37 protein-coding genes and 1 tRNA gene are annotated in these 25,056 nt (G+C 42.1%); 13 read left to right on the top strand and 25 right to left on the bottom strand.

Annotated features, from left to right (window positions below; all coding sequences use genetic code 11):
- Window positions 1-19: 19 nt before the first annotated feature.
- Window positions 20-457 (bottom strand): GNAT family N-acetyltransferase, encoded by a 438-nt coding sequence (locus AC58UW_RS04675; protein ID WP_497419546.1) that lies wholly within the window; start codon window positions 455-457, stop codon window positions 20-22.
- A 74-nt stretch (window positions 458-531) separates the two neighbouring features.
- The gene (locus AC58UW_RS04670) at window positions 532-993 is read right to left on the bottom strand and encodes a divergent PAP2 family protein (RefSeq protein ID WP_497419545.1); all 462 of its coding nucleotides are present in this window, start codon (window positions 991-993) and stop codon (window positions 532-534) included.
- Window positions 994-1,154: 161 nt separating this feature from the next.
- On the opposite strand from AC58UW_RS04670, the gene AC58UW_RS04665 reads away from it, so the two are divergent.
- Window positions 1,155-1,586 (top strand): CBS domain-containing protein, encoded by a 432-nt coding sequence (locus AC58UW_RS04665; RefSeq protein ID WP_497419544.1) that lies wholly within the window; start codon window positions 1,155-1,157, stop codon window positions 1,584-1,586.
- Here AC58UW_RS04665 and AC58UW_RS04660 read toward each other — a convergent pair.
- From AC58UW_RS04660 to AC58UW_RS04625, 8 genes are all read right to left on the bottom strand, one after another.
- Window positions 1,555-2,763 carry an ArnT family glycosyltransferase gene (locus AC58UW_RS04660; protein ID WP_497419543.1) on the bottom strand — a complete coding sequence of 403 codons (1,209 nt, stop codon included), beginning with the start codon at window positions 2,761-2,763 and terminating at the stop codon, window positions 1,555-1,557. The genes AC58UW_RS04665 and AC58UW_RS04660 overlap by 32 nt on opposite strands.
- A 50-nt stretch (window positions 2,764-2,813) precedes the next feature.
- Window positions 2,814-3,170 (bottom strand): EamA family transporter, encoded by a 357-nt coding sequence (locus AC58UW_RS04655; RefSeq protein ID WP_497419542.1) that lies wholly within the window; start codon window positions 3,168-3,170, stop codon window positions 2,814-2,816.
- Window positions 3,167-3,511, bottom strand: a complete 345-nt coding sequence (locus AC58UW_RS04650) for a DUF2304 domain-containing protein (RefSeq protein WP_497419541.1) — start codon at window positions 3,509-3,511, stop codon at window positions 3,167-3,169. The genes AC58UW_RS04655 and AC58UW_RS04650 overlap by 4 nt, the downstream gene beginning before the upstream one ends.
- Before the next feature lie 6 nt (window positions 3,512-3,517).
- Window positions 3,518-4,216, bottom strand: a complete 699-nt coding sequence (locus AC58UW_RS04645) for a glycosyltransferase family 2 protein (protein WP_497419540.1) — start codon at window positions 4,214-4,216, stop codon at window positions 3,518-3,520.
- Between the two features lie 611 nt (window positions 4,217-4,827).
- Window positions 4,828-5,016 carry a hypothetical protein gene (locus tag AC58UW_RS04640; protein ID WP_497419539.1) on the bottom strand — a complete coding sequence of 63 codons (189 nt, stop codon included), beginning with the start codon at window positions 5,014-5,016 and terminating at the stop codon, window positions 4,828-4,830.
- Window positions 5,017-5,230: 214 nt separating this feature from the next.
- A complete protein-coding gene (locus AC58UW_RS04635; protein WP_497419538.1) occupies window positions 5,231-5,764 on the bottom strand; it encodes a hypothetical protein in 534 nt (177 codons plus the stop codon).
- 22 nt (window positions 5,765-5,786) lie between these two features.
- The gene (locus tag AC58UW_RS04630; RefSeq protein WP_497419989.1) at window positions 5,787-6,326 is read right to left on the bottom strand and encodes a superoxide dismutase family protein; all 540 of its coding nucleotides are present in this window, start codon (window positions 6,324-6,326) and stop codon (window positions 5,787-5,789) included.
- A 175-nt stretch (window positions 6,327-6,501) separates the two neighbouring features.
- On the bottom strand, window positions 6,502-6,828 hold the full coding sequence (locus tag AC58UW_RS04625; RefSeq protein WP_497419537.1) for a hypothetical protein: 327 nt from the start codon (window positions 6,826-6,828) through the stop codon (window positions 6,502-6,504).
- Between the two features lie 308 nt (window positions 6,829-7,136).
- Here AC58UW_RS04625 and AC58UW_RS04620 point away from each other — a divergent pair, with 308 nt between their 5' ends.
- The 3 genes from AC58UW_RS04620 to AC58UW_RS04610 all read left to right on the top strand — a co-directional run bounded on the left by AC58UW_RS04620 (window position 7,137) and on the right by AC58UW_RS04610 (window position 8,135).
- Window positions 7,137-7,292, top strand: coding sequence for a hypothetical protein (locus AC58UW_RS04620; protein WP_497419536.1), 156 nt, complete (start codon window positions 7,137-7,139; stop codon window positions 7,290-7,292).
- A 143-nt stretch (window positions 7,293-7,435) separates the two neighbouring features.
- Window positions 7,436-7,645, top strand: coding sequence for an alpha/beta-type small acid-soluble spore protein (locus AC58UW_RS04615; RefSeq protein ID WP_497419535.1), 210 nt, complete (start codon window positions 7,436-7,438; stop codon window positions 7,643-7,645).
- 196 nt (window positions 7,646-7,841) lie between these two features.
- Window positions 7,842-8,135, top strand: coding sequence for a hypothetical protein (locus AC58UW_RS04610; RefSeq protein WP_497419534.1), 294 nt, complete (start codon window positions 7,842-7,844; stop codon window positions 8,133-8,135).
- A gap of 69 nt (window positions 8,136-8,204) precedes the next feature.
- Here the strand turns inward: AC58UW_RS04610 and AC58UW_RS04605 are convergent, their stop codons facing one another.
- Window positions 8,205-8,399, bottom strand: coding sequence for a hypothetical protein (locus AC58UW_RS04605; protein ID WP_079420361.1), 195 nt, complete (start codon window positions 8,397-8,399; stop codon window positions 8,205-8,207).
- Window positions 8,400-8,772: 373 nt separating this feature from the next.
- On the opposite strand from AC58UW_RS04605, the gene AC58UW_RS04600 reads away from it, so the two are divergent.
- Window positions 8,773-8,845: transfer RNA gene (locus tag AC58UW_RS04600), tRNA-Val, on the top strand.
- 272 nt (window positions 8,846-9,117) lie between these two features.
- Here AC58UW_RS04600 and AC58UW_RS04595 read toward each other — a convergent pair.
- Genes AC58UW_RS04595 through AC58UW_RS04585 form a run of 3 tightly spaced genes read right to left on the bottom strand, consistent with a single transcriptional unit; the run spans window position 9,118 to window position 11,141 of the window.
- On the bottom strand, window positions 9,118-9,498 hold the full coding sequence (locus AC58UW_RS04595; RefSeq protein ID WP_497419533.1) for a YolD-like family protein: 381 nt from the start codon (window positions 9,496-9,498) through the stop codon (window positions 9,118-9,120).
- Window positions 9,495-10,766 carry a DNA polymerase IV gene (locus AC58UW_RS04590; protein ID WP_497419988.1) on the bottom strand — a complete coding sequence of 424 codons (1,272 nt, stop codon included), beginning with the start codon at window positions 10,764-10,766 and terminating at the stop codon, window positions 9,495-9,497. Before AC58UW_RS04590 ends, AC58UW_RS04595 begins: the two co-directional genes overlap by 4 nt.
- Window positions 10,767-10,772: 6 nt before the next feature.
- Window positions 10,773-11,141: a YhjD family protein gene (locus AC58UW_RS04585; protein ID WP_497419532.1), complete on the bottom strand. Its 369-nt coding sequence runs from the start codon at window positions 11,139-11,141 to the stop codon at window positions 10,773-10,775.
- A 361-nt stretch (window positions 11,142-11,502) separates the two neighbouring features.
- On the opposite strand from AC58UW_RS04585, the gene AC58UW_RS04580 reads away from it, so the two are divergent.
- The 4 genes from AC58UW_RS04580 (at window position 11,503) to AC58UW_RS04565 (ending at window position 14,095) form a co-directional block, all read left to right on the top strand.
- On the top strand, window positions 11,503-12,345 hold the full coding sequence (locus AC58UW_RS04580; RefSeq protein ID WP_497419987.1) for an ATP-dependent DNA ligase: 843 nt from the start codon (window positions 11,503-11,505) through the stop codon (window positions 12,343-12,345).
- A gap of 12 nt (window positions 12,346-12,357) precedes the next feature.
- Window positions 12,358-12,513, top strand: coding sequence for a hypothetical protein (locus tag AC58UW_RS04575; protein ID WP_497419531.1), 156 nt, complete (start codon window positions 12,358-12,360; stop codon window positions 12,511-12,513).
- A 339-nt stretch (window positions 12,514-12,852) separates the two neighbouring features.
- Window positions 12,853-13,317 carry a DUF2243 domain-containing protein gene (locus AC58UW_RS04570; RefSeq protein WP_497419530.1) on the top strand — a complete coding sequence of 155 codons (465 nt, stop codon included), beginning with the start codon at window positions 12,853-12,855 and terminating at the stop codon, window positions 13,315-13,317.
- Window positions 13,307-14,095 carry a cytochrome c oxidase assembly protein gene (locus tag AC58UW_RS04565; protein ID WP_497419529.1) on the top strand — a complete coding sequence of 263 codons (789 nt, stop codon included), beginning with the start codon at window positions 13,307-13,309 and terminating at the stop codon, window positions 14,093-14,095. The genes AC58UW_RS04570 and AC58UW_RS04565 overlap by 11 nt, the downstream gene beginning before the upstream one ends.
- A gap of 63 nt (window positions 14,096-14,158) precedes the next feature.
- Here AC58UW_RS04565 and AC58UW_RS04560 read toward each other — a convergent pair whose 3' ends face one another.
- Window positions 14,159-14,284, bottom strand: coding sequence for a hypothetical protein (locus tag AC58UW_RS04560; protein WP_497419528.1), 126 nt, complete (start codon window positions 14,282-14,284; stop codon window positions 14,159-14,161).
- A 170-nt stretch (window positions 14,285-14,454) separates the two neighbouring features.
- Here AC58UW_RS04560 and AC58UW_RS04555 point away from each other — a divergent pair, with 170 nt between their 5' ends.
- Both AC58UW_RS04555 and AC58UW_RS04550 read left to right on the top strand, forming a co-directional pair.
- Entirely contained in the window at window positions 14,455-14,739 is a 285-nt protein-coding gene (locus AC58UW_RS04555; protein WP_497419527.1) for a WGxxGxxG family protein, read from the top strand.
- A 91-nt stretch (window positions 14,740-14,830) separates the two neighbouring features.
- Window positions 14,831-15,688 carry a manganese catalase family protein gene (locus tag AC58UW_RS04550; protein ID WP_497419526.1) on the top strand — a complete coding sequence of 286 codons (858 nt, stop codon included), beginning with the start codon at window positions 14,831-14,833 and terminating at the stop codon, window positions 15,686-15,688.
- Between the two features lie 65 nt (window positions 15,689-15,753).
- On the opposite strand, the gene AC58UW_RS04545 is transcribed toward AC58UW_RS04550, so the two are convergent.
- Entirely contained in the window at window positions 15,754-15,936 is a 183-nt protein-coding gene (locus AC58UW_RS04545) for a hypothetical protein (RefSeq protein WP_497419525.1), read from the bottom strand.
- Window positions 15,937-16,465: 529 nt separating this feature from the next.
- On the opposite strand from AC58UW_RS04545, the gene AC58UW_RS04540 reads away from it, so the two are divergent.
- Both AC58UW_RS04540 and AC58UW_RS04535 read left to right on the top strand, forming a co-directional pair.
- Window positions 16,466-16,654 carry an MBL fold metallo-hydrolase gene (locus tag AC58UW_RS04540; protein WP_497419986.1) on the top strand — a complete coding sequence of 63 codons (189 nt, stop codon included), beginning with the start codon at window positions 16,466-16,468 and terminating at the stop codon, window positions 16,652-16,654.
- A 66-nt stretch (window positions 16,655-16,720) separates the two neighbouring features.
- Window positions 16,721-17,239, top strand: a complete 519-nt coding sequence (locus AC58UW_RS04535) for a DUF3231 family protein (RefSeq protein WP_497419524.1) — start codon at window positions 16,721-16,723, stop codon at window positions 17,237-17,239.
- A 159-nt stretch (window positions 17,240-17,398) separates the two neighbouring features.
- On the opposite strand, the gene AC58UW_RS04530 is transcribed toward AC58UW_RS04535, so the two are convergent.
- The 9 genes from AC58UW_RS04530 to AC58UW_RS04490 form a co-directional block, all read right to left on the bottom strand.
- Window positions 17,399-18,154 (bottom strand): glycoside hydrolase domain-containing protein, encoded by a 756-nt coding sequence (locus AC58UW_RS04530; RefSeq protein ID WP_497419523.1) that lies wholly within the window; start codon window positions 18,152-18,154, stop codon window positions 17,399-17,401.
- Window positions 18,151-18,651, bottom strand: a complete 501-nt coding sequence (locus AC58UW_RS04525) for a phage holin family protein (protein WP_497419522.1) — start codon at window positions 18,649-18,651, stop codon at window positions 18,151-18,153. The genes AC58UW_RS04530 and AC58UW_RS04525 overlap by 4 nt, the downstream gene beginning before the upstream one ends.
- A 76-nt stretch (window positions 18,652-18,727) precedes the next feature.
- Window positions 18,728-21,469: a sialidase family protein gene (locus AC58UW_RS04520; RefSeq protein ID WP_497419521.1), complete on the bottom strand. Its 2,742-nt coding sequence runs from the start codon at window positions 21,467-21,469 to the stop codon at window positions 18,728-18,730.
- A gap of 40 nt (window positions 21,470-21,509) precedes the next feature.
- Entirely contained in the window at window positions 21,510-22,259 is a 750-nt protein-coding gene (locus AC58UW_RS04515) for a phage tail-collar fiber domain-containing protein (RefSeq protein ID WP_497419520.1), read from the bottom strand.
- Window positions 22,260-22,823, bottom strand: a complete 564-nt coding sequence (locus AC58UW_RS04510; protein ID WP_497419519.1) for a phage tail protein I — start codon at window positions 22,821-22,823, stop codon at window positions 22,260-22,262.
- On the bottom strand, window positions 22,816-23,940 hold the full coding sequence (locus tag AC58UW_RS04505) for a baseplate assembly protein (protein WP_497419518.1): 1,125 nt from the start codon (window positions 23,938-23,940) through the stop codon (window positions 22,816-22,818). Before AC58UW_RS04505 ends, AC58UW_RS04510 begins: the two co-directional genes overlap by 8 nt.
- A complete protein-coding gene (locus AC58UW_RS04500; protein WP_497419517.1) occupies window positions 23,937-24,260 on the bottom strand; it encodes a hypothetical protein in 324 nt (107 codons plus the stop codon). The genes AC58UW_RS04505 and AC58UW_RS04500 overlap by 4 nt, the downstream gene beginning before the upstream one ends.
- A complete protein-coding gene (locus tag AC58UW_RS04495) occupies window positions 24,257-24,655 on the bottom strand; it encodes a phage tail protein (protein WP_497419516.1) in 399 nt (132 codons plus the stop codon). The genes AC58UW_RS04500 and AC58UW_RS04495 overlap by 4 nt, the downstream gene beginning before the upstream one ends.
- Window positions 24,652-25,053 carry a phage baseplate assembly protein V gene (locus AC58UW_RS04490; protein WP_497419515.1) on the bottom strand — a complete coding sequence of 134 codons (402 nt, stop codon included), beginning with the start codon at window positions 25,051-25,053 and terminating at the stop codon, window positions 24,652-24,654. The genes AC58UW_RS04495 and AC58UW_RS04490 overlap by 4 nt, the downstream gene beginning before the upstream one ends.
- Window positions 25,054-25,056: the final 3 nt, after the last annotated feature.

Raw genomic sequence — 25,056 nt, 5'->3', positions numbered from 1 at the left:
TAGAAAAAAGCCGCTGTAATTACAGCGGCTTTTGCATTCTTACGTGCAGAATTCCTGCATCGTAGAATGGTTCTGTCGAGATGACTTTGTATCCAAGTTGACTATAGAAACCCTCAGCTTGGCACTGGGCATCCAGAATAGATGATGTGCAGTTCAATTCACGGGCTTGCTGCTCCATAGCAAGAATAATTTGCTTGCCTAGGGATTGTCCTCTATATTCTTTCAAAACAGCTACACGCTGCAACTTGGCAGTTTGGGGCTGGTATTCATACCAACGGGCTGTGGCTACAGGTTGTTCGCCGTCTAGAATGAGAAAATGATGGCAGGCTTCCGGCGATTCGTCCTTCTCATCCATCTCCAAATGTTCAGGCACTTGCTGCTCGTCTACAAATACATTGAAACGAACCTTAAAGCAATCTTTCAGCTGATCTTGATTAGTAACGCGAATGATTTCCATGTGGACTTACTTCCTTTCAATGAATTCCCTTGATCTTATCTCATTCATGAAAAGATGTCCACACGCGTCAAAGATTACCTCTTTTTCTCCAGCATATAGCTGAAAGCGCCAATGGCTACCCCCAAAACCGCACCGCCTAAGACTTCCCGCGGCAAATGCCCGAGTCTTTCCTTCAAAGCTTTACGTCTGCGTGTATGGTATAAGCCCGGATGCTGCTTAGCTAGTCGCTCAACCTGCTCATCTATTTCATTCACTTCTATGGCAATTTCCCCTGCTGCATGACGAATTCCCATGGCATCATACATGACTACAGCTCCAAAGACAGAGGTAACAGCAAAATCAATTGCGGAAAGCCCTCTTTTCATAGCGATATAAGTGGCTAAAGCCGACACTCCCGAGGAGTGCGAACTAGGCATTCCGCCCGTTTGAATAAGTTGCGACCAATCCCACTTCTTCGTCGTCATATAAGTAAGAGGAATTTTTATCGCCTGAGCGGTTCCAATTCCTAGCAATGCTGTTATAAGAGCTCGATTCATTCTACTCACCTCACATGTAGCATCCAACACAGGTTTAGATTCTATTCGTAAATTTTGATACAATAGGAGTGTTAGCTTACGAAGAAAGTTTTCCTGCGAAAAACTCCAAGCCTTTGCTAGCAACGTCAGTTTTCTTATGAAAACTCTAAGGAGTGTGAATGATGAATATCGCTTTTTTCCTTTTACCGAAATCCGAAGTTATTACAACAACTTTACAAACAACGCTTCGTCAAACACTTGAGCGTATGGAATATCACCGATATACGGCGGTGCCGATATTATCCGATGATGGTCATTACGTAGGTACCGTCACCGAAGGCGATTTATTATGGTTTATGAAAAATTCGGAAGGCATTACGTTTGAGAATGCCCACCGTCATTTGCTATCTGAGGTTCCGCTGCGTGTGCAAAACAAGCCCGTTCATATCCATGCTGACATGGTGGATCTCATTGATTTAGCCAAAGTGCAAAACTTCGTACCCATTGTTGATGATTCCGATAAGTTCATCGGCATTGTCCGAAGAAGTGAAATCATCGAATACTGCGCGAAGCAAGTCGTGTTCAAATCCCCCTCCGCTGCAGGAGAGAGGTAGTCACAGCATGCCGGATCAGGTAGAAGATTTGAGTAATCAAATGCGCGCTAGCCAGCATGAGGAATGGAAGCATGGCATACACATAACGATCTACAGGAATGAATACCATATGAACACCTAGAAACACGAGGAATGCGGCGGAAAGGTATTGGACTGCTTGGCTGCGGAAGAAGGTAATCATGACAATACTGCCCGCGGTGATCAAAAAGGTATGCAGATGGGTCAGCATCGACATATACCAAGCAGGGACGGAAAATGGATAAGGCCCGACCCACATGGTTTTGAAAAACACTTGTAATTTTCCAATGGTCATCCATTTTATCCATAACCGCGGCTCAGTGGTCAATCCTTCTTTGATCCTCTTCATGCCCTCTGCGAATTGATGTTCTTTATCGATATGGTCCCAATCAATGGAATCTTGGAAGTACGGGTCCGTTCCTCCCAGGAACGGATTGCCCGCTTCCCCTTTGGCGATGAAAATAAATTGATGAAACGTCATCCAATTCCGAATCCACCAAGGCATCATCACGCAAACAAAAGCGGCAGCTGCACTACAAGCATATGCGGCATCGATTTTCTTCGTTTTTCCCCACAGAAAGACATAGGGTAAGATTCCAAGCGGAAGCACATTCGGTCGAATAAGGACGCAAAGGCCAAGCAGCAGCCCCATCCATAGATGATCCTTCCGCTTGTTATCCTGTATCATACGCACCTGTACATAGAGTAAAGCTGTAAAAACAGTCAAAAACGGAACTTCTGTTAATATCAGAGACGTTGACCAAACGTAGGACGGATATACCGCGGCAAAGCCGCTTGCGATAAGTCCTGTTAACGGATGAAACAATCTTTGGCCAATCAGAAAAATGAACCCTATAGCTCCCAACGCAACAAAACAATTCAAGACTCGAACAACCATTAATGCAGATTCCAGTGACTCGTGGCCCGTAAGCTTGAAAATTGCCGCTAATAGTAACGGAAATCCCGGTGTAACCAACGAGTTCGGCACGTTATCTCGGTATGCATAAATGCCCTTGTCTATAAGTTGAACGGCTGTCTTCGTATACTCCAGCTGATCCCACTCCAATGGCGGATAGTCTGCTTCAAGCACATAGTGAAGGCGTAGATACAAGGCAGTTGCCATGATTAAAAAGAATACAAATCCTATGCCACGTTTCATATTTAAGCTTTCTCCCCTCTTCCCTTCTCCTATTTCCTATTTCCTATTTCCTATTTCGCCAGCAGGAACGCTCCTCCCACCAGAAAGAACAGCCCTAGCCATTGCGAGGACGAGAACGATTCCTTAAATACCAACCATCCGAACAACGCCCCAAGTACATAAGCTATGGACTGCAGCGGATAGACACGGCTGAGGTCGAATTTACTTAGTGCATAGAACCATATCAGTGTTGCCACTGCATACAACAAGCACCCTGCCAAAATATAGGGCTGCATCAAGACCGCCCCTAAATTATTAAGTCCAGTTAGCGGCATTCGGGTAAGCGCTATTTTCCATACAATTTGACCACAGACCAACAAAACGACATTCAGACATACAACGAATAATGGTTGCTGTAAAAGGGTCATTTGGAGCCACCTCCGCGTAATTGCTCCTCCAGCAGAGCCACCTCTTGAACAAGCCGGGTTAATTTACGGTGAAGCTTCGAAATGACAAGCGTTAGATGCATAATAAACGCAAGTGAAAATAACAATCCCACCAGAAACAATAAAGAAGGCGCATAATGAACATGCAGCTTGTACGATACTAGATCCAGCAAGTTAGGAAACATGCTGAATAATGCCATAATAAAGCCAAGTATGAGCCACAGAATGGCATACTGTTCCTGCAGTTTCTGCCTGCGTATCAGCTCAACAGAAATGAAAATAAACACTAAGCAAAAGGCTACTGCCAATAAATAAACATTCATCTTCGATCAACTCACATCACGGATTCTTGTAATACACACAGCTAAAGATACTTTAATCATATAGTAGAGCGATTTGATTGGAGTAATGGAAGATCTCCCTGCTTTCCTTGCATGCATGACCACTGAAACTTCCTTCACTCTAAAGCGCTTTCTTTCTAGCAAAACAATAGCTTCAACCTCTGGATAATCTTCGGGATACTCCTCTGCAAAAAGTTCAATGATAGGCCGATTCACAGCACGGAAACCAGATGTCGGATCTGTAAACGTTTTACCGGTCATCCACCCAATCATCCAAGTGAAAAATAGAATGCCTACTCTTCGATTCCAAGCTGACCGATAGCTTGTTTTCACCAAAAATCGAGAACCAATGCAGCAATCAACCTCCCCCGCTTCAATGGGCTCCAGGATATGTGACAGCGCTTGAGGGTCATGTTGACCATCTGCATCAATTTGTACGGCGATGTCATATCCATGCCTTGCCGCGTACAAATAACCCGTCTGCATGGCGCCTCCAATGCCTAGGTTGACGGGCAAATCAATCACCTTTGCTTGCTGTGTCAAACGGGCGACCCGTGAGGTATGATCTTTGGATCCATCATTGATGATTACGATATCCATCTCAGGCTGCGCACATTTAATAGCAGCCACGACTTGCGCTATGCTTTTTCCTTCATTGTATGCGGGAATGATGGCAAGCTTTTTCATTGTACTTGCTCCCTCCTATGTGAGGTTTGACTATTAGCCAGTCTAATTCCAAGCATACCCTCATCGCTCCCTAAATAAACCAGTTACCTAAAGGCATGGATAGTGTCACCCTTCCAGAGACAGGCAAGAGGAAAACATTGCTTTGAAAGGAATACGGTATCAATGAGTTAGATTGGCTCAATCGTCGAAGAGATATTCAACTCGTGTCTTGGGTTGCTGTCGGACAGCCTTCAGCAGAAGCCGTATTGGGAACAAAGTTTTCCATGAGAGGATGCCTGGCAACTCCTTGCTGCTAAGCTTTGGTAAGACGGGAGTAGAATCGGGTTATGTGGTTTCCGAGTACTTATTCAACTTTTACCGCAAAAAAAAAAGAACTAGGATTGGATCCCATTCTCCTTATTGTGGAATCGGCTAATAAAGGCGAGTATCAATAAAGTTAAAATTGGGGCGCCCTATCAGGATTCAAAGTTATTTGTTTCGGTGGATAATATGAATTTGAATATCGTTCGCATTCCCAAGAGTGGAGCGTCTTATCTGGATATGCACATCAAGATGAGAGGCGTCATTGAAGAATCGGCCTAAGTAGAGGAACGGCATACATGGCAATCTCTTTACCCTGAGTTGGAGTTCCGTGTTGGGATCGAAATGAAGCTCGAGGGCGTAGGCGTGATCAAATAATGATCGGCTTTACGAGTCCCTTCTTCCTGACCTGCATTCCCTTGATCAGACATCCATTTATACAATCGATCAGGCTGAATTCCGAGTTGATTCATCAGATGATGAATATCTATTTCTCTCATACACTACACCCCATCTATGGTTTGTCTCTTTCTGTTTAACTCTTCTTTACTTTATCGGTCAGACTCGATTATGTAAATAAGTGCATATTGTCGAATCGCCTAAAGAATCGATAAAACGCATCACCGAAAACCACATTAAAAAGGTTGTGTTTCGACAAAAAACTAAATAGAGCTGCAGCTAGCAGCTCTTTTACTTGTGTGATGACATCTAATATTATTGTAGCTGTCCATTAGAGGAGGCTTTGGATGATACAAATTCGCTAGCCCAATCGACCATGCCGTTCATTAACGTCAAAATCAGATTGACCGCGTCCTTCTCGGTTAATGTACCATTATTGGATTGACTGCTAACATACTGGGATGTTTTTTGTTCTAGCTTTTCAACCAAATCCTTAATTTTCAATAATTCATTGGCTAAGTCTGAGACTTGCTGCCCGTTAGCGCCATTTTGCCCATTTTGTCCGGCTTGCTGCCCCTGGCCCTGACCTTGACCTTGGCCTTGATCTTGACTCTGAGTTTGGGCCTGATCTTGTCCTTGTCCCTGACTTTGAACTTGATCCTGACTTTGTCCTTGATCTTGTCCTTGCTGTTGACCAGAATCCGAAGATTGCTGCTGATTCTGGCCACCTTGCGAGTTCTGGGATCCGCCTAACAACATTTTCTTTACTTGTTCGAGCTCAATTAGCACCAAATCGTTTTGTTTCGTGAGTTCGTCCATCTGCAGCTTGAGATCCTGTGTTTTGATCATGTTGTCAAGATTGCTCCTTCCTTTATTTCACGGTACCGCAGGCGATTCGTTTACCAGAATTTCCGGATGGATCCGTCTTCAGATCGTCAGCTTTCTCATGAATGACGAGAGAGGTTCCCCCTTGTTTAAGCAACGAGTTCGGCTTGTCAGGAAGCAGCACCACGGATTTGGTGACCGTACTCAAACGGCCATTTCCCTGCTCATCTACGACCAGATTAGGAAGATCCCCTGCATGAACCCCTTTTGGATTAAGAAAACCATGCTCTTTATGCATCGGATTAAAATGTGCACCAGCCGAGTCAAATGTCGGCGCGTCGCAAGCGGATTTTTCATGAATGTGAAAACCATGGGCACCAGGCGTTAATCCGCTTACTAGAAGATCAATTTGTACCCCATCTGGAACTGCTGCCAATTGCGCCTTTCCAACGGTTTGTCCACTTGCTCCAATTAATGTAACCTGTAGAGGTGGCGTAGAATCGGATTCTGCTGTCGCCGTGCTTTTTACGCTTTGACAGCCTGTCAGCACGAGTAGCCCCAAACCTACAGTCACAACAATTTTCATTGATTTCACGATGTATTTTCCTCCCGAAAACTTAGCATTTTACATAATCTACCCTTAGGATGCACAACTGACTTGTGCTGTAACCGTATTACAAGAATAAAATTTTCATATTTGTTCAGAAATAGTAAAAAGCCCGCAATCATCAGATCGCAGGCTTTTCATCATTTATTACCCCTTATAAAATGGTCATCAATTTGGCTATGATTTGTAGATTTTCAAGCTTTCGCTTGTAGAAATGGAACTCTACCTTCGTATGCTCAACGGCATCTTCCATTCGTAACACTTGTTCCTGCAAATCTTTCGTATAAGGCCACATTTCAGCTTGGCGCTGCTGTTCATTTTTCCCTGTCACCACGCCATCTCCAATGACCTCACATTCCTTCGCCAATAGTTCGTGCTTCGCCCAGCTCAGCTCAGATACAGCATCCACATAGATAGCTTCAGCTTGCTTGAGCAGCTCAGGTACTAACTGTAATTCCAAAATAACATCCGACCGATTCATTCGGACTCCTCCTAAGAGTTTTCGTAAGAAAACTATCTTTGTAAGCATAAGCTCAGCTTAGCAAATCATAAACTTTTGCTGCTTGCCTCATGTATATTCATAGAAAAATAAAACATGCTCACTAGAGAAATCCGGCGAAAATAAGTCATTCATAGGCAAAAAACGAGTATAATCGCTATCCCAATTCAGCAGTATACGACAAACCGATTAAGGTTTCATTAAATCTATTGATAGCCCTATAATCCTCTTGAATACCCTGATATTAGCGGATAGAATGATGATATACATATCAGAGGAGGTGACAATGCATGAGCCAAGAGGAAGAAGTTGTATCCCAAAACGAAGAAGAAATCGCTGAAGAGTCCACAGAAGAAGTGGTGAACGAAGAGGCGGCTGAAGAAGTTGCAGAAGCTAGTGAAGAAGCTGCTGCTGCTGAAGAAAGCGTGGAATCCGAAGAGGAATAATTGATCCTTATTTATAATAAATCCCCCCCCAGCCAACCGGTTGGGGGTTTATTGATTATATATATATTTTTTATTTATTTGCGCATAAATTTTCTGAACATTCAAATAATACTGGTGTACCATAAAAAAGGAGATGATTTTGAATGGCTAGAAACAACACTTTAGTCGTACAACAAGCAAAAGCAGCACTAGATCAACTGAAGTTTGAAGTCGCTCAGGAAATTGGTGTCCCTCTCTCCCCTACTGGCTACAATGGTAATTTGGCAACTCGTGATGCTGGCTCAATCGGCGGAAACATCACGAAGCGTTTGGTACAAATCGCTGAACAACAACTTTCCAGCTTCAAACGTTAATCCTTTGATGTAGCAGCAAACTACAAATGACTGATTTCACTCGATCCTCCTTAGAGTGATCATCAGTCTTTTTTCTTTTCTTCAATATCGTCATCTGTTTCTTCGATATCCTCACCAGTATTAACTCGCATATTCTATTCAGATTAGCTCTTTAGTATGATAGCTTTATCCCTTACATACTAAAGGAGTGGTAGCCATGACTGAACAGCAATATGAAATTTTCCGTGATCCGTACCGCATGCTTATTTTATTGGCCACATTAGTTAGCGAACAAAAAGGTGAAACAGCGCTGCAGTTTGACAACGCACCCTATTTCGAGAACGACACCTTCCTCATCCAGCACGGCAAATTTATTTACAAAAAAGCGCAGACTGAAATCACTTGGTTCCAATTCCTAGGAAGAGACATTGCCTGCAACAAAGACTGCACCCGTGAGGAATATAACAAAATGTTCGTTGATTGTTTGGCTTCCCTTTACAACATTGCCTAGGTAACTTACAAAAATGAAAAGCGCTGTTTAGGAGGGATGTACCCACCTAGACAGCGCTTTTTACCATGATTATTTCTTCTTCACTTCTTCTACAAACACATCGCTTGCATCACGATTACTTCCTAGCTCAAGAATTGTATATTTCTTATCGCCAATCATAATCACATCTTCCACTTCAGGAAGCGGATCACCCAAATAAACGGTACCTAGATATACATTACTGCTTTTCAAACGCAAATTCCATCGATGCTGCTGCTTCGTCATGCCTGTTCCTCCCAAACTCTAATGACACCAAGTTACCATAAATCCCGCTAATATGAAAGTCCTATATCAAAGGGCTGACTTTTTTGATATATTAGTGACATGATTGAGCAGAAAGGTTGACTAATCCATGACAACGCAAGGCGTAACTGACGATGAGCTATCCATCCTTTTGGGTAAAGGTCATACAGCAACTTTAGAAGCTTCATCTAATGAACTTTCCTTTATGCCCAGGTCCAAAAAGAAGCGTAAAACTTACCATATTCTCATAAAGCTTTTTCGACTTTGGCGCAGCTAATCTGTTTACAAAATAACCATCTTGTGTATTGACACACTTTAAAATTCTTGGTATATTACTAATTGTCTTCACAAAAACGACTTGTTAGCTCAGCTGGGAGAGCACTATCTTGACAGGGTAGGGGTCAGTGGTTCGAGCCCACTACAGGTCATATATAACAGAAACCCGCAAAGCCATGTGTTATGCGGGTTTTGTTTATTAGTACAGTCTTCAAAATGTATATATAACAGTTTGTTTTTTGATTCCTTGGGTACGCATTGGGTACCAAATAGTTCAAAACGATTCATAAAACGAATAGGTAACTTCATTTATAAACTACATTTAACGAAAAACAAGCCCATGGTAAATTCCTTTGGGCTTGTTTTATCTTCATTATAGGGATTGCTACTCTTCGAGTGGTCTCTCCTATAATTATTTATTTGTTCACGGATCTATCATTCCATCATCTGCCCATTCTTTGCAAAATTCAGCTTTAAGAACATCTCTGTAGGAAATCCATTCCCAATCCCCTGCTCCGCTAAAATTCTCCACTATGTCTAATCGAAATTCACCATGTTTACTACGACCTACGATGCCGGTAACTGATCGAGTCTTAAACTCTTCATATAATGTTAGAGCAACTGGTCTTTTATACATCTGTGACAAGCTCAGCACTGATGAAATATTTTGAATTTCTTGCTCATCTCGTATAGGTCGTGACATGCGTTGATTTTCTTTTCGACTTCTTAGCGCGGCTTCCTTTTGCTGCGGAAGCATCATCCGACTAGACTCCCAGAGTCCGTTAAGTTCTAATTTTTTACTCATTTATAGTGACCTCCAATTTTGCCTGCTCTGTCCGCTGCGAGTCCGGCTTTCATTAAACTTGAAGCCCTAATAATTGCCGTGTTACCGAACCGGTCCTTGATGCCGTCCAATACACTATCCAGCTTACGCAGTTTCGTCACGTCCTCGAAGAGGTCCAGCTGTGTGACTTCCTCATCATCAAGAGACCCCAGCGTGACACCAACTTTACGTACCGGATGACCATTCCAATTACGATGAAATATCTCACGAACTGATCCAAATACTTTTAGCGTATTGTTCGTTGCAAAAGGCATTTTTCGCTGCTGACTAAATCCGGTAGGATCATCGTACGGCGAGCACATACAGAATACATGAATGGTTCCGCTCGTATAACCCTTCTTTCGCGCATCACGGCATACTTCTTCCGTTAATTCAAGTAGAACAATATCTACTTCTTCTGCCGTCGTATAATCTCGTGGCAAGGTCATTCCGTGCCCTATTGATTTCGGAGCTACATTGAACGTTCCTGGCGTGACTGGACTATCATCTAGACCATTAGCTGTACGCCACATAACCTCCGCTTGAATGTCTGACTGTTTACCAAATCGTGCACGAAACTTCTGTTTGAGTACATGCAATGGCGTCCTTGCAACGTGACCGATTGTGGTCATGCCAAGATTAACAAAATGCCTCGTCATGCGCGACCCAACTCCGTACATCTTATCTACACTTAGAGGCCATAAGACACGTTCTACATCTTCTTTACCAAGTGTAAAAATGCCATTCTGGTTTTTCTTTGCGAAGTTGTCCGTTGCTTGTTTAGCAAGGATTTTAGTAGGACCGATGCCAACACGAATACGTACGTTCATTGATGCCGCGACCTTCTTTTGAATCATGACAGCCAGTTCTTCAGGATTACAACGAAAATGATTGAGCGAGCCTGTCACGTCCAGAAACTGCTCATCAATCGAAAATACTTCCACAAGGTCTGTATACTCCTTGTAAATATCCGTAATCGCAAGTGATACATCAATATAGCATTGCATGTGCGGCCGCATTACAATCACATTCGGACATAACTGTAGTGCTTCTCCAAGCCTCTGCGCTGTACTAATTCCAAAGCTCTTGGCTATTGGGCAAGCAGCCAAAATAATTCCTGATCTTCTAGCTGGATCTCCAGCCACCACAACCGGGAGATTTTCTAAGCCCGGATGAGAAGCTTTTTCAACACTAGCGTAAAAAGATTGGCAATCCGAGAGATAGATCGTACGATCACTTTTTTCTCTCAATACCATTTACAAAGACCTCCGCATTCTCATTAATGTTGTCATGAGTTCAGCCTTAATCAAACTGCGTAACATTGTAAAATGGTGGACGTATCCGCGAACTTTATATTCAACATTAATGCCTAAAGCTGTGGTTGATGTTTTTAACACTCTGATGTCACGCTCTTTCATTGCACTCTTAATATTTTGTATTTCAGGATAAATTGCGTCCTCAACTTCTTTTAAATAAAACAGAATATGACCATATATAATTTTATCTTTGTGAACCCTAAGCTCTTCCCAATCCCTTGCCAGCATATCAAGCAAAATAGGAAACAATGTAAATTCTTTGATTAATTGAACATCTTCGTCAGTCTCAACATTTGTCATGACACTCATTTAATCACCTCAAAATAAGAACATTTGTTTGTATATTATATACCGAACACGTATTCGCTATGCAAGTGGTTTTTATGAATAAATAAAAATCCCCACCAAGCTCTTAAAGCCTGTGGGGAAAACTCATCACAATCTGGTTGTCGAGTTTACTTAAAGAAGCCCAAGTAAAACAATGCTATCCGAAAGTTCAGCATAATTTACCTTCCTTTTAGCGCGTAGTACATTGGAAATGAGATAGCGGCTGCTATACTCAAACAAACAAAGGTACTTTGAACAATCAAATTCTTCATTACTTTGCTCCTTGCTTCCTTCAAATCCCATTAGTCATAGTTATCTCTAAGGTGTACCATTATTATGGGTGATGAAGAAAATGTTTATTCCTCCAATGCTTCTCCAATATGCCAAAAACAACGAACCGTTTGATGGTGATTCCACTTTCGCCGAATTGAAATGGGATGGTATTCGGTTGATTGTATCAAATATGGATGAGTTTAACCTATACACAAAGAACACGAATGCAACAGTAAAATATCCTGAACTACACAGTCCACCGATTCCTAAAGGAACTATTCTCGATGGAGAAATTGTTGTCCTTGATGAACAAGGGCGAGCGGACTTCGAAGCAACAAATGCAGGCTTCCGGTCAAATAAAAAGCGTAAACCAGTCGTATTTATGGCTTTTGACATTTTGTATCATCAAGGCGTGGACGTGACTGGGTTGCCATTAGTTCGACGTAAGCAACTACTTGAAGAGACACTTATGGAGACGGAACAATATAGAATTGTTCGGCCAATTAAAGGCAGTGCAAAGGACTTTTTTAAAATCGTATGTCAGCATGGTCTTGAAGGTATTGTCATTAAGAAAAAAGACTCGAAATATGAAAAAGGAGTACGCTCCTGGTCATGGCAGAAGGTTATTAACTACCAAACGGCAGAGGTATACATAACCGGATACAGCAAGAAAGAACATTCTTGGCTTCTTAGCTATCAAGAGGGTGAATCTGTCCGCAGTATTGGCACCATGGAGCTTGGATTAAGTAAGTCTGCTCGTGAATCAATGATGCCTGTGTTTCATTCTTTTAAAAGTGGTGAGAGCAAAGATTACGTCTTTATAAAGCCTGTAGTACGCTGTAGAGTTAAATATAGGGATTGGTATAAATCTGGAATCATGCGACTTCCAGTCTTTGAGGAATTTATTGTTTAGGGGATGACACTTATGGAATACCGAGTTAAGCATACAGAGACAGGCGAAGAGAAAACACTGAGTCATTTAGAAGTGAATGATATGGATTATGATGTAAATAGCCTCATCGTTGTTTTCGATACAAACATGGAGGCATATTTTTTAATTGATGAAGTTCAAGAGTACTGAATTGTCGAGAATTATTGGATTTCACCGAATAGAATAAAAATTAAGCCTGGGGGTGCCCCAGGCTTTCACTTATTCCAGCAAGTATCAAATCCGTGACTAACAAACGTTCCCGTTAAACAAAAGGGGCAGTTGTCGCGGCATCTGCTGCCTGGTTTTTGAACTACTATCGTTCCTAGTTAGCGTAATGACCTCTCCTGTCATTTATGCTACGGTCTCCGCAAGTTCACCTCCTATTTCAATTTATCATCCTCTTGAATCTATAAGTGGTTACAATTTCATAAACAGGGCAAATTAACAATAGGATATGTAGCTGGAAAATATCAAAAGGAGTTATAAAAAGTGGAAACAGCTAACCGTAATCTGTGGTCGGGTATATTATTTGGCCTTGGTTTAGTCGGCTTTATCGATGAAACAGTATTTCATCAACTCTTGCATTGGCATCATTTCTACGATAAATCCACGACCCAAATTGGTTTAATTTCCGATGGTTTGTTTCACGCTTTTAGTTGGTTTGTGACAGTTGGGTCGTTATTTATGTTTGCAGATCTTCGACGTAGAAAAGCGCTACACCTCAAAAGTTGGGTTAGCGGCATTTTACTAGGTGCTGGCTTTTTCCAACTTTATGATGGTACAATCCAACATAAAATCTTGCGACTTCATCAAATCCGTTACATCCCAAATGTCATCATTTACGATACCATATGGAATATAAGCGCTATAATTATACTTTTCATTGGAATCATTTTAACTATTCATTCCCGTATTAATTTTAATGTCGAGAGGGCACCTTCGGATGACAAATGATCATTTTACTCATGGCGGTGGCGCTTACTCTGACTTTATCCTCATACTCCTATTTTTATTTGTGTTATTTTTTTATCTGTACGCTGCAGTCATATCCAACCGCACCTATAAGCAATGGCCCTTCTCACGTTATATCTACTGGTTAATAGGTTTACTATGTTTTGCGATATCTGTTGTTGGCCCTATAGCAAATCTTTCACACATAAACTTCACAGCGCACATGATAGGTCATTTACTTCTTGGGATGCTAGCACCTCTATTAATTGCACTTGCAGCACCTGTGACTCTCATCTTAAGGACTCTCCCCCTACAATCTGCTCGTAGGATCTCACGGATACTTAGAGGCATGCCGTTTCGTATGTTTAGCGATCCTTCAGTAGCTTCAATATTAAACATCGGTGGACTATGTATCTTATACACAACCAACTTATATTCGAATATGCACAAGTTTTCAATTTTACATTTAATAGTCCATCTACATATATTTACTGCAGGTTACCTATTCACAATCTCAATGATTTACATCGACAGACCACCCCATCGAACTAGCTACGTTTACCGTGGTATTATCTTTATATTTACCATAGCCGCACATGGCATATTATCTAAAACCATTTATGTGAACCCCCCACTTGGAGTCTCAGCCATTCAAGCGGAAAACGGTGCTAAGCTTATGTATTATGGCGGGGATGCAATTGACACTTTTATTATTATTATCTTTTTCTATCAGTGGTTAAAAATCAGACACCCTCGTAACTCATTAGTATCTGAAACCTAGCACAACCTCACTTCATTGAAGTGAGGTTGTTTGATAGTTTATTAAGTTATTGAAATAAATTTATTAACCACCTGAATTAATATTTGCATCATCAATACCATTATTGCTGCTACTTTTTTTACTACTGTTTTGATTTGGTTTTTGGTTTTTTTGCTTTGCTGATTCATTACTCTTTTTTTGGTTCGTCATGACTTTAGCCCACCCATCTTAAGTAATTGGAACATCAATATTATATGTTTTTCGGAACAATCTACACCTTCCATTTAGTGGACTACGTTGGTAATCTCTTATTCGTATAATTGATTTACATAAAGGAGAAAACAAACGTGTAAACAAATTGTATGAAGGAGCGAAGCCAAATGAAAAAGAAGGCCTTTATGTTTTTTTTAAGTATCTGTTTTATGTTTCTGTTGTGTACAGGGGTATCGAGTGCCGCGGATAATACAGGTATGACTGGATCGGTAAATAACGGATATGGTTCAGTTAACGGTACGACTACTACTAATAGTTACGGGACAAATTCAACACCTACTTATAGAACTAATGCTGCTACCGATGACAATGATTCCAATTGGGGCTGGCTTGGCCTTCTAGGGTTAGTCGGTTTAGTTGGTTTAAAAAAGCGGAATCGTGAACATACCTAAACAAAAACAGCTGTCCAAATAACCGTCTTTTCTAGGCGGTTATTTTATAATTCAGCCCCGAGAATTCAATTTCAAAGAAATGAGTGAATGTATGTACTATTATAAAGAAGAACTAATTAATCAAATCGTTCCAGACCAACCAGATCCAGCTGCAGCTAAAGTTTTACAAGAAGCACTTGGCGGACACTATGGTGAGATGAGAACAATGATGCAATATTTTTTTCAAAGTTCTAATTTTCGAGGCAAAGCTACTCAATATCGTGACTTAATCCGTGGGGTCTTTCTAGAAGAAATTTCTCATGTGGAACTAGTTCAAAATACGATAAATCAATTGCTGAACGATTCTGGTAACTCCACAGGTGTAGGGAATTCAGGTATCAATGGTGCACCTCTTGATGAAGCTGTCAAACATGCAAATCCCCACCATTTCATTGTCGGCGCTCAAGCTTCCTTACCTGTCGATGCGGGTGGAAACCCATGGAATGGCTCATGGGTTTATTCACATGGTAATTTGATTGCTGACTTATTGGATAATTTAGTACTCGAATCTACGGGAGTACTCCAAAAAAGTAGAATTTATGAGATGAGCTCCAATAAAACGTTCCGAGAGACAATTGGGTTCCTCATCGTAAGAGACAATGCACATCAAAATGCTTTTGCTAAAGCTTTAGAAACGTTAGGTGTTGATTGGGGAAAACTTTTTCCAGTTCCTAATTACGATATTAATAAGTATCCGGAATGCAGAAAATTTGTAGATATGGGTTATCATAATATGCAGTTTAACTTCCGTTTAGATGATACGCGCATTGGTGAGGTTTTCCAAGGTGTATCACCAAGTAGAAATAAAGGACAGCTATTAGTTACCCCGCCACCGATGGGATTTCCAGTGCCAAACTTACCTGATATGCCAAATGAGCATAGCCCAGGATTGCAAGATATGAATTTTTAACATTCATATTATAGGCTTACTCCTGTATCAGCAGGAGTAAGCTTATAAATTTTGATAGACTTTTTCTAGTTGTTGTCATTATTGAATACTTCATCTAGTTCTGAACTATGTTCGTTTGTTGCTACATTGATTTCTTGATCGACATTACTAGACCCTTGAATTTGCTCCACGCCTTCTGCTTGATTGTTCAGTTGCTTAACAATTTGACCAGTGCCATGAGCTCCTTGCTGTCCTCTATTTGAAGTCATCGTATTTGTATCCTCCCTTTTGCAAAAAATGGACTTCCAGCTATATTATGAAGCTATTTCCTTCCCTTATACACAAAATATTAAAGCTGAATGAAAATAAGCAATACCGTTGGCCTTCGGTGTATAAATTTTTACCAACTGCTTCTTAAGCTTGCTTATATTATGTTTTTAGCTGGATTTCATCGCTTAATAATGGAACATATAAAACATTTCCTTTTTTTTCCTTTTAACAATTGCTCATTTTCGCAATGTAAACAACGCATGTAGTCACCTCTGTTGTATTGTGTCCAAAATAAATAATCAAAAATTCACTTTTAAGTAATTTTATTCAATATCCAGATATAACTATCAATTTAGATTAGAAATAATTGTGAGAATTTCATTTCGCATAACTAGGCGACACGGACACTAGTGCAACATACTCATGGATATTGAAGATACGTTGGCAGATAATTTTATAAAGATGAATTCCGTTAGAAGTGGTGTTGGTGATTAGGTTAGCCATGATCTATTCTGTTATACCAATCAGATAGTTAATATAAGTTTGGTTGGAACTGCTGAAGGTTGGGTGTTAGTTGAAATGGGTATGCCGCAATCCGACAACCGCATTTTAAAAGATCATTTTGGCGCAGAATTGATACCAAAGGCCATCGTTCTAACGAATGGGCACTTTAATCACGTTGGCGCTGTAGTCGGAGATGAATCGACGGGCACATGAATTTTAAAGGAACAAATGGATATGATAATCAAGTCATCAAATTAGAAAAAAAGGAGCTACACTCATATGGGAATTTTAAGCGGTAATCCAAAAGATGAACCTCTACACTACGGGGAAATCTTTAGTGTATGGACAGCATCCTCTGTGGCTAAAGGAGCTGTATCCTGTTATCAAGCTTATTTAAATCACTCAGGAGACAAAGATCTTAAAAAGGTACTCGACGGTCTCATTGATCAAGCAAATCTTGAAATTAAAGAATTAGATAAAGTGCTGATTGATAACGGAATTGCCACAATTCCAATGTTGCCAGAACGACCACCAGTAAAGCTCGAAGACATCCCTGTCGGGGCAAGATTCGCTGATCCCGAAATTGCAGCCAAAATTGCAGCTGACGTCTCATTGGGATTAGTTGCCTGCAGTCAAGCTATGGGCCAATCAATTAGAGTGGATATAGGTGCTTTATTTGCAAAATACCACATAACTAAAACAGCAATAGGCCTTAAAATACTGGACATGAGCAAAGAAAAAGGTTGGCTTGTTCCTCCTCCACTACAAATAAAAAGACCTGAGACCGTTAATGCTTAGTTTGATCTAATCCGCGTGGGTATGGATGGCTTAGAAACCCCAAAAAGCCGCCTACAACAAGGCATATAACCGAACAACTTTTGATATTTTCAGCTTGATCAAGAAATATAAAAAAAGCCCTCAATCCTATTTTGGAAAGAGGGCTTAATTGTGTTTATTTTATTGTAAATCTTGTCCAGAGGCTTTACGTAACTCATTGGCCAGCCAATGAATGTATTTAGCTTCGTCGTCTGCTCCAACTTTGTTGGCTGCCTCCCAGTCTGGTGAAAGCCATGTATTAATAATTGTATTTGCTACTCCACTATCAAGCACTACCTTTTGTTGATTTGCCATTCCTACTCTCCATCCTCCCGCATCACCATTAGATTCATCTCGGTCGATTCCAATCCCGTTCACGGTGACATCATTTTCGTATTGATAAATATTTGGATTATTTACTTTGGCACCACGGCTCCATGCATATGTCTGCCAAATTTTCTTGACTACACCTCGTTTTTGCATTTCTTCGCAAATCTCGAACTCACCATAAATGCCAAGCTCATAACCTTCTATTTGCTCATCAAATGCACGGAGATAAGCTTCAATCGCATTATAATGGGATGGGTTTACATCTGTATCAACAGCGGCATAAATGACGGTCTCTTCTGGCTGCCCAACCTCCTTGGCGTATTTGAGTGCTAATGCTCCATCTTCTTTCCCTTGAGCTGCTCCTGCTATCGCATTTTGCGCGCCGCGTTCAAATACAGATACTAACCAAAGCCCCGCATCTGTACACACATTAGCTTCATTGGCCGTAAGACGTTTCCATGAACCCACAGGTGCGAGATATCGGCATACAAACGTAAACCCTTGATCAACAAAAAGAGCCGCTGTTTTGGCATTCAGCGGCGTTGCACAATCGAATCCCTTGCTCATTTACCTTCACCCTTTCTAGAAGTTGCTCGTTCGATCTTAGCTTTAATTTCACTGCTGACAAAAGATGTGACACTTTTCGGAATCCACTGCTCCCATCCAGCTCTATAAGCATTGGCCGTCATACTCTCCCAAGTGTGGTAGATCAGCATAATTGTAATTGCAAAGAACGCGTACCCTGGCTGATTTATTCCGAAAACGCTTAGTGATACCTTATCAAGTAATCCTCCGATAATAGGAAACAAAAGCATTAAAATCGTACGAGGAATGGCTTGAATACCATACTCAGAAGCGTAGGTATCATCTTTCTTTGCTGCAGCTGTCCCAGTGATCCAATCAGCAACGATAACCGCAATAAACAGTATAAGAGCCCAAGCCTTTCCATTGCTAAATGAATGCATAATAAATGGAACAATGACTGCTCCTACGGTAGCAGCTCCTGCATTTGCTGGCTTAAATAATGTTTCTAGAGTAAGTATTGATTGTAAGAATTTGTTCATTACTACCTCTTTTCTACCTCGAAGGGTTTATAAATGTATATAGAAAAGACGACCGCCATTTTTGGCAAGTCGTCTATTATACCGCCGTTAACGCGGTTCGTAAATCCATCCAATGCTGCCCTTTGCGGTCAATTGTTGTGTCGATGATTGGATCTACACTCCACGTTGGAATGGTTACGCCTAGCGCGACATAGATGTCGTTAATCGCCTGTCTGAGTTCAATTAAGTGAATAGATCGTATATCTGTACTTGATGAGCCGTTCGTCCAATCCTTGACCGTTGAATCAGTCCATGCGATGACAGCTAGACCGCGAGAATAACGAATCGTGTTTACCTTGCTCCGGATATCGTCTATCGTTCTCTTGCTGATCGTCGTGTCATTCACTGCAATCGTCGTCGGGAATGTTGCGGTAGTTATCGTGAATTGTACCACCGTACTCCATAGACCCCAATCTTTACCATCATATCCCATGACACGAACGTACCAAGATCCCGCCGATCTATCACCGGAAGGTGTAAAGTAGATTGTCGAACCGGAAGCCGCCGACGTTGCGCTAAATAGTGTGGGATTGGTCGAAGCTCTGCCGCCTCCAACATTTTGAGTAAAAGCCGCATCTGTTGCGAATTGGACCTCAAAGTCCGTTAACACCGCATCATTTGCATCAAAAACAGTGAATTTAATTTTAGGTCTAGGTTTATACACTGTACCGCCCGTTACAAGGTTGTTAATAGTCGATATAACATAACTATTCGTTGTGAAATTCGTATAAGTTATAGGATTCGAATTTCCAGCTCCATCCTTGTACTGTATGCCCCAACGATATTGAGTTCCCGGAGTTAATCCAGTAAAGTTGTAACTTAATCCTGTTACACTCTTAGCCCATCCAGGTTCAGTTACATACGTGGTCCCATTCCATTTTTGTAAAATCAGAGACGTAAGAAATAATCCTGAACTTGCCGATCCATCGGAAAAGGCAGACCAAGAAACTCCATTCGACGTGGCATATAGTATGCCGTTCGTTTGTGTCGGCACTACCGGGACGGTAACATCGTAGTGAATCCACGAATCCATAAATGACCCATTATTAACGTGATCATACGCCCAAAATCTGATAGTGTGATAGCCATCGCCTTCATACGATGCATTAAAGTCATAGTACCAAGTGCCGCCACCCGCATCCACAGCGGGGAATGGACCAGACCATGCATTTTGTGCTTTGTTCAGGATATAAGCATCTACTCGGTTTAGTAGAACATTATCCGTCACACCCATTATCGCCATTCTCTGCGTCGCATTCCTTGTGTATGTTCCCGGAGTTATGGAACCGATCGTTGGCGCTTGGGTATCTACTCCAAAATAAATATTATAAAAAGTTGTGTCGCCCGGCGTGCCTGTACCCGGTCCGCTCTGAGCCCCTTGGCTGTCCCAAACCATCATTCTAAGGTAATAAGTCCCATCGGCTGTAATCCAGTCGGCCGGCATCTGCCAACTTCGCACATTACCATTTCCTACGAAATCTTTTAGCACCATCGAATAAGCGCTATCCACTAGTTGTATTCTGTATTGGCTTTGATAGTCTCCGGAATCTGGATCGCTGAATATCCATTGAACGATAGGCGTCCTCGTATTTATCCAAGAGTTGTGAATAGGGTATGTAACAACTGGTGCGGCAGGTGCTGAGTTAGTCACCTCGTAATAAGTCTTATTACCGTTGCTTTGCTCCGTAACCTCATAAGTAAAAGACACAGGATTAGACACCGCGAAAGGGTTAGTTAACATCATAGGATTTTTTATGTAGTTAAATCCCGTGTTCGTCGTGGTCTTAACTAATCTCTTCGTCCAAGTAGTAATGGAGTTAGGGTCATAAACAACATGCCATAGATTATAAACAGTTCCCACGTATTCGACATATAAGACATTTAATCTGCTTTGCGCGTCTACTGTACAAGATACGCCATACAAATCTTGTGTGTTAGGGATACCAGTGCCCCCGCTGGCCCATGTCGCTCCATTATCAGGTGAATACGTAACCTTGATATTCGTGTTATCTGAATAGACAATGTACAACCACCCGTTTATGGGATTTCTGCACATGCTCATCCAATCCCCTGTTGTGGGGTTAGGGTCGCTTACAGACCCTAGGTTCTGTACATTGTTGAAGTCCGAAAATTGTGTCGGTGCGGTCTTGTTTGCAACCCGAACATAGTACCCGCCAATCGATCGATAGTTATACGTGACTACTGGAAAATGAGAACTATTAAGAGTAAGCGCTACGCCGTACCACTGGGAATTGGCTGTCGAGTTATCCACGATAAACTGGTTCTTTACGCCCGCGATATCTTGCCAACTAGTATAATAAACAGCCCACTGAGAACCCGATCGATACGAAACAACCGCGTGAAATCGATCTGCCGCGCTACTATAAACCATATCCGCGCTACCGAATTCCGATACCGATTGAAATAGGCTACCGTAGGACATAGTCCCAACTGTTGTCGCGTCAAAAGCGCCCGCTTGCATGGTACCTACCGAGTCTTTAGGTGCTCCTATCCAGTGAACTTGGGTACCCCGTGACGCTATAGCCAGCTTACTGGACATAATCGGTAACGACGTGTCACTATTCAGCTGCGTAAGAAATGTCCACGTCGCGCCATTGTCCGTTGACTTCATAACCCTATTCCCAAAAACTAGCGAACTACTGTTGTAAGTATGAATGACAGTAATTAGCCAGCCATTCGATAACTTGGTTAGCCTCCTCCCACCGTAGTTAATAATTGGCGGGTCATATGGATAGTTGTCTAATAAGTATGTCGGCATTTAGTTAATACCCTCCTTTCTCAAAAGAAAAACGTCCCTATTAAGGAGCGTACTTTGTAGCTTGTGCGAATTTCGCATTTAATAGCTGCAGCGTGACTGCGTGCATTGCTTGCGTCGGATCTGCCGGGAGCGTTATGCCTGTACCTATGAAGACAGGGTTGCTCTTAGGTGCTAAAGCAGATAGGTCAACAGGTGGAATAGCTTGTATGGCCGTTTTCACAAAAGCGGTTGTAGCAAGCTGTGCTGTATTTGTACCAGCTGCAGCCGTGGGAGCCTTTGGTACATTGATAAACACCGGCGAATCAAGAGATGCCTTTTCGGCAAGCTCTTGCTGCGTGGCAAAAACAAGAGATTGATTGATAGAAGCTGAAACATTGGCCGTGTTTCCGACAATCGTAATGACATCAATTTCACGCTCAAGGATATCTTCCTCACCACCTGCAGGTATATAATCCGCAGCTTGTCCCGCATTACCATAACAATAAAGAATTTCTCCAATATCAGGATCTTGCGCAAATACGCCGATTTCACGAAAATAAAATCCGGTGGTAATGTCCTGATTAGATAGTGGAGCGCCAACAGCGGCAAGTCCTCCAGTGAGTGTCTTTAACTTCGTTATGGTTAATGATTTTTTTTCATGTACTAAGGCGTTCAATTCTGCGATGATTTGACCGCTCAGACTGCCATCTCCAATGGCTATGCGATTATAGTGAATCGTTGTTCCTATTTGAGCTTTCGCTTGTAAAGCCCTGCCTTTGTTTGTTATCTGTAAGCCGCCAAATGCTGACATTTACGTCACCTGCCTTAATGTGATGAAATCACCGATATGTACCACACCGCCAAAGCAAAGGTTCATCGAGTCGGCGATGGATACTTGGATGGCATCTAGCCTGGATCGAATGTTTTTAACGGAATTTAGCGCTTCTAAAAATTTTTCGGCCTGTTCATTTGTTGCCGTTGGATTGTTAGTTATGACTCGGAAGTAAAAGGGTTCCCCTCCGTACTCAAACCACTCTTCGACTTTACCGTCACCAAAAATGGTTGTTACCAGTTCTTCAACGGCTGAAGCTGTGCCTTTTCTCTTGTGCCAGGCAAAGCTTTTTTTAATGAGCTTTCTTCGTTGTTCAATGGGAAGTGACGGATCGTAGAAATCGACGTGAAACTGCCAAGCTAATTCATTCACTTCCTCATCGGACAAGCTATCAAACCGGTCAAAGTAAGACAGTTTTTGAATGGAAGCTGTGATATTTTGCAAATCTTGATCTATGGCTTTCGCTGCAGCTGATAAAGTAGGGTCGGATCGTAGATTCTCAGGCAATAAATCGAGCAAGCTGCTGTTTGACAACTCAATCATCCGCTAGACCTCCATAAGAAATATCAACGCTATCAGCAATAGCGATTTGTGTTTCGGCTACCGATGTAAAAGCGGGACTACTGAGCTCAACTCGATGTGCTCCAGCTACCATAACCCTCCGAATTAACTCGGATGGGTTAATATCTCGACCTAATTTGGATTTTTGCCATAAGGCGTAATCGTTGACGGCTGCTGTCACAGCTGCTTGAATGGCTGTAATTTCTGCAACGCGATCACGGCTAACCCAGTACGTAAAGTCAATTTCATAATGAGATATCGTGGGTGCTGCGACAGTGACATGATCGGTTAAAGGTCTTACTTTTTTAGAACTGCAGGCGTTAGAGACGGCGGTTAACATATCTTCATTTGGAATTAGTCCACCTTCCAGAAGTGGAACGATGACCACTACCGCATCAGATGGTGAGGTTACACTAACATCGATGATGGAAGGGCTAGCCGTCTTTGCCCAAAACCGATAGGCTCCTTCTGATCCAGCAACCGAAAAGGACTCTGGCGCTTCATGAATTCGATTTCGATAAGGTTCGTTATCCTCGATATCTGCACCGCCGGCACTTGTCGTTATATTCACGGCAGATACAACATACGGAATTGGGTCTACGATTTGCTTAACCTGACCAGTCAAATACCCGTTTCCAGAAACGCCAGGCACGGTGCAGGAAGAGGCAACATCTATTGTTAATGAGCCAGATGGAATCTCCACGGTTTCAGTTGTTGCAAAGTACACTTGCGGGTTTCCTTCCGTACTTACTCGCGTGCCTGCAGGAATGATAATGGCCGATAGTTGCAGAGCTGAAAGCTGAAATCGAAGGGTTGTCTTCGCTTTAGATGCAGGCAATCGGTCGGTTTCAGTAAATGCCCCCATCTCATCAAGAACGGGACCACTTGCATAACGAAGATAATTCATTTTGGATGTTTGGTTGATTAATGCTCGCTGCTGCACAAGAAGTGAAGCAATGGCATTAAAAAATAGCCGCCTTGGATCGCCTGGATACAGCGGTTTTCCATCTAAGACTTCAAACACCGCTATAAGACTATCGGTTATTTGGGTCGTATCGGTACTCACAAGATCAAGTTCAGGCAGATTGATCAGACTCACAGGGTATTCCCTCCTTCCTTAGGAGCAACTCGGATAATCGGTACCAACTTCCCTGCTTCGATATCTTCATGAAACAGAACTTGCACGATATCAACGCGAGGTTCATATTTTTGAATTTGCATAATGATTTCTGCGGTAAATAGCGGCTTTGCAAGGTGCAGTGGTCGATCCATGAAAGAAGGCTCAATCCCAAACTCCCTATCGAGTGGTACAGAGCCTTTTATGGTTGTCACAATGGTTCGAATGTTTTGAACAATTTCTGCCTCGCCTTTTGCCCCTAAATCGATAGGAACATTCGTTTTAAAGTTAATTTCAATCATGCATTCACCACATATTCTTCAAGTGATAGATTTGCTGATCCCGTGAGCACATTGCCTGCATTATCGATGCTGCCCCATGCTTGCGACAGTGTTGTTATGACCCATAATCCAACGCCTAGCCCTTTGCCGCCAATGGTGAGTGCCATAGCAGTTCCAGCGCGCTCCAATTCGACGAGTTTATCCATTTCTTTTCGCGGATTTATCCCGTGTGAAGCATGAAATTGCATGGTAAAAGAGATCGTATCGAGTCCTGGACCAATAAACTGGGTCTTGGGTTTTTGCATGAGTACATCATGCTTCGCCCAACGCCCTGCAGAGGATCGCGTAAAGTCACTAAAAGTTCGGAGAGTCTCGGCTGAAGCAACGAACACAACAGGTCCTAATGCGCCAATCATGATCCTCCACCTCCATGCGTCAGTGTTCCAGTAACCGTCACATTACCATCAATGATTAACCCGTTGTTTGCTTTAATATGCATGGTTCCTGCGGCTCGATCATAATAGACATGACTGCCATCTTCAAAAAACACACCCCACTTCAAATCAGATTCTGGTGGAGGTGCATCTAAATTATTGTAAAAAGATCCAAGACAAAATCCATTTTGAATGCCGTTGCTCAAGAACAGACATAAAGCAGGGTCGCCAATGGAAGGCATTGCTGCAGATTTTGCCCAATTGGATTTTGAAATCATCACGGGTAACTCGCCGCTCAGCATGTTACTGTTATCTGGGAAGGCAACTCGAACTGTCCCATTCTCCGTATTAATAGAAGAGACTTTGCCAACTCTTATCATGCT

Source organism: Paenibacillus sp. J22R160 (genome assembly GCF_059692135.1).
The sequence above is the reverse complement of the archived record's forward strand: the minus strand, read 5'-3'. Positions and strand labels throughout refer to the sequence as shown.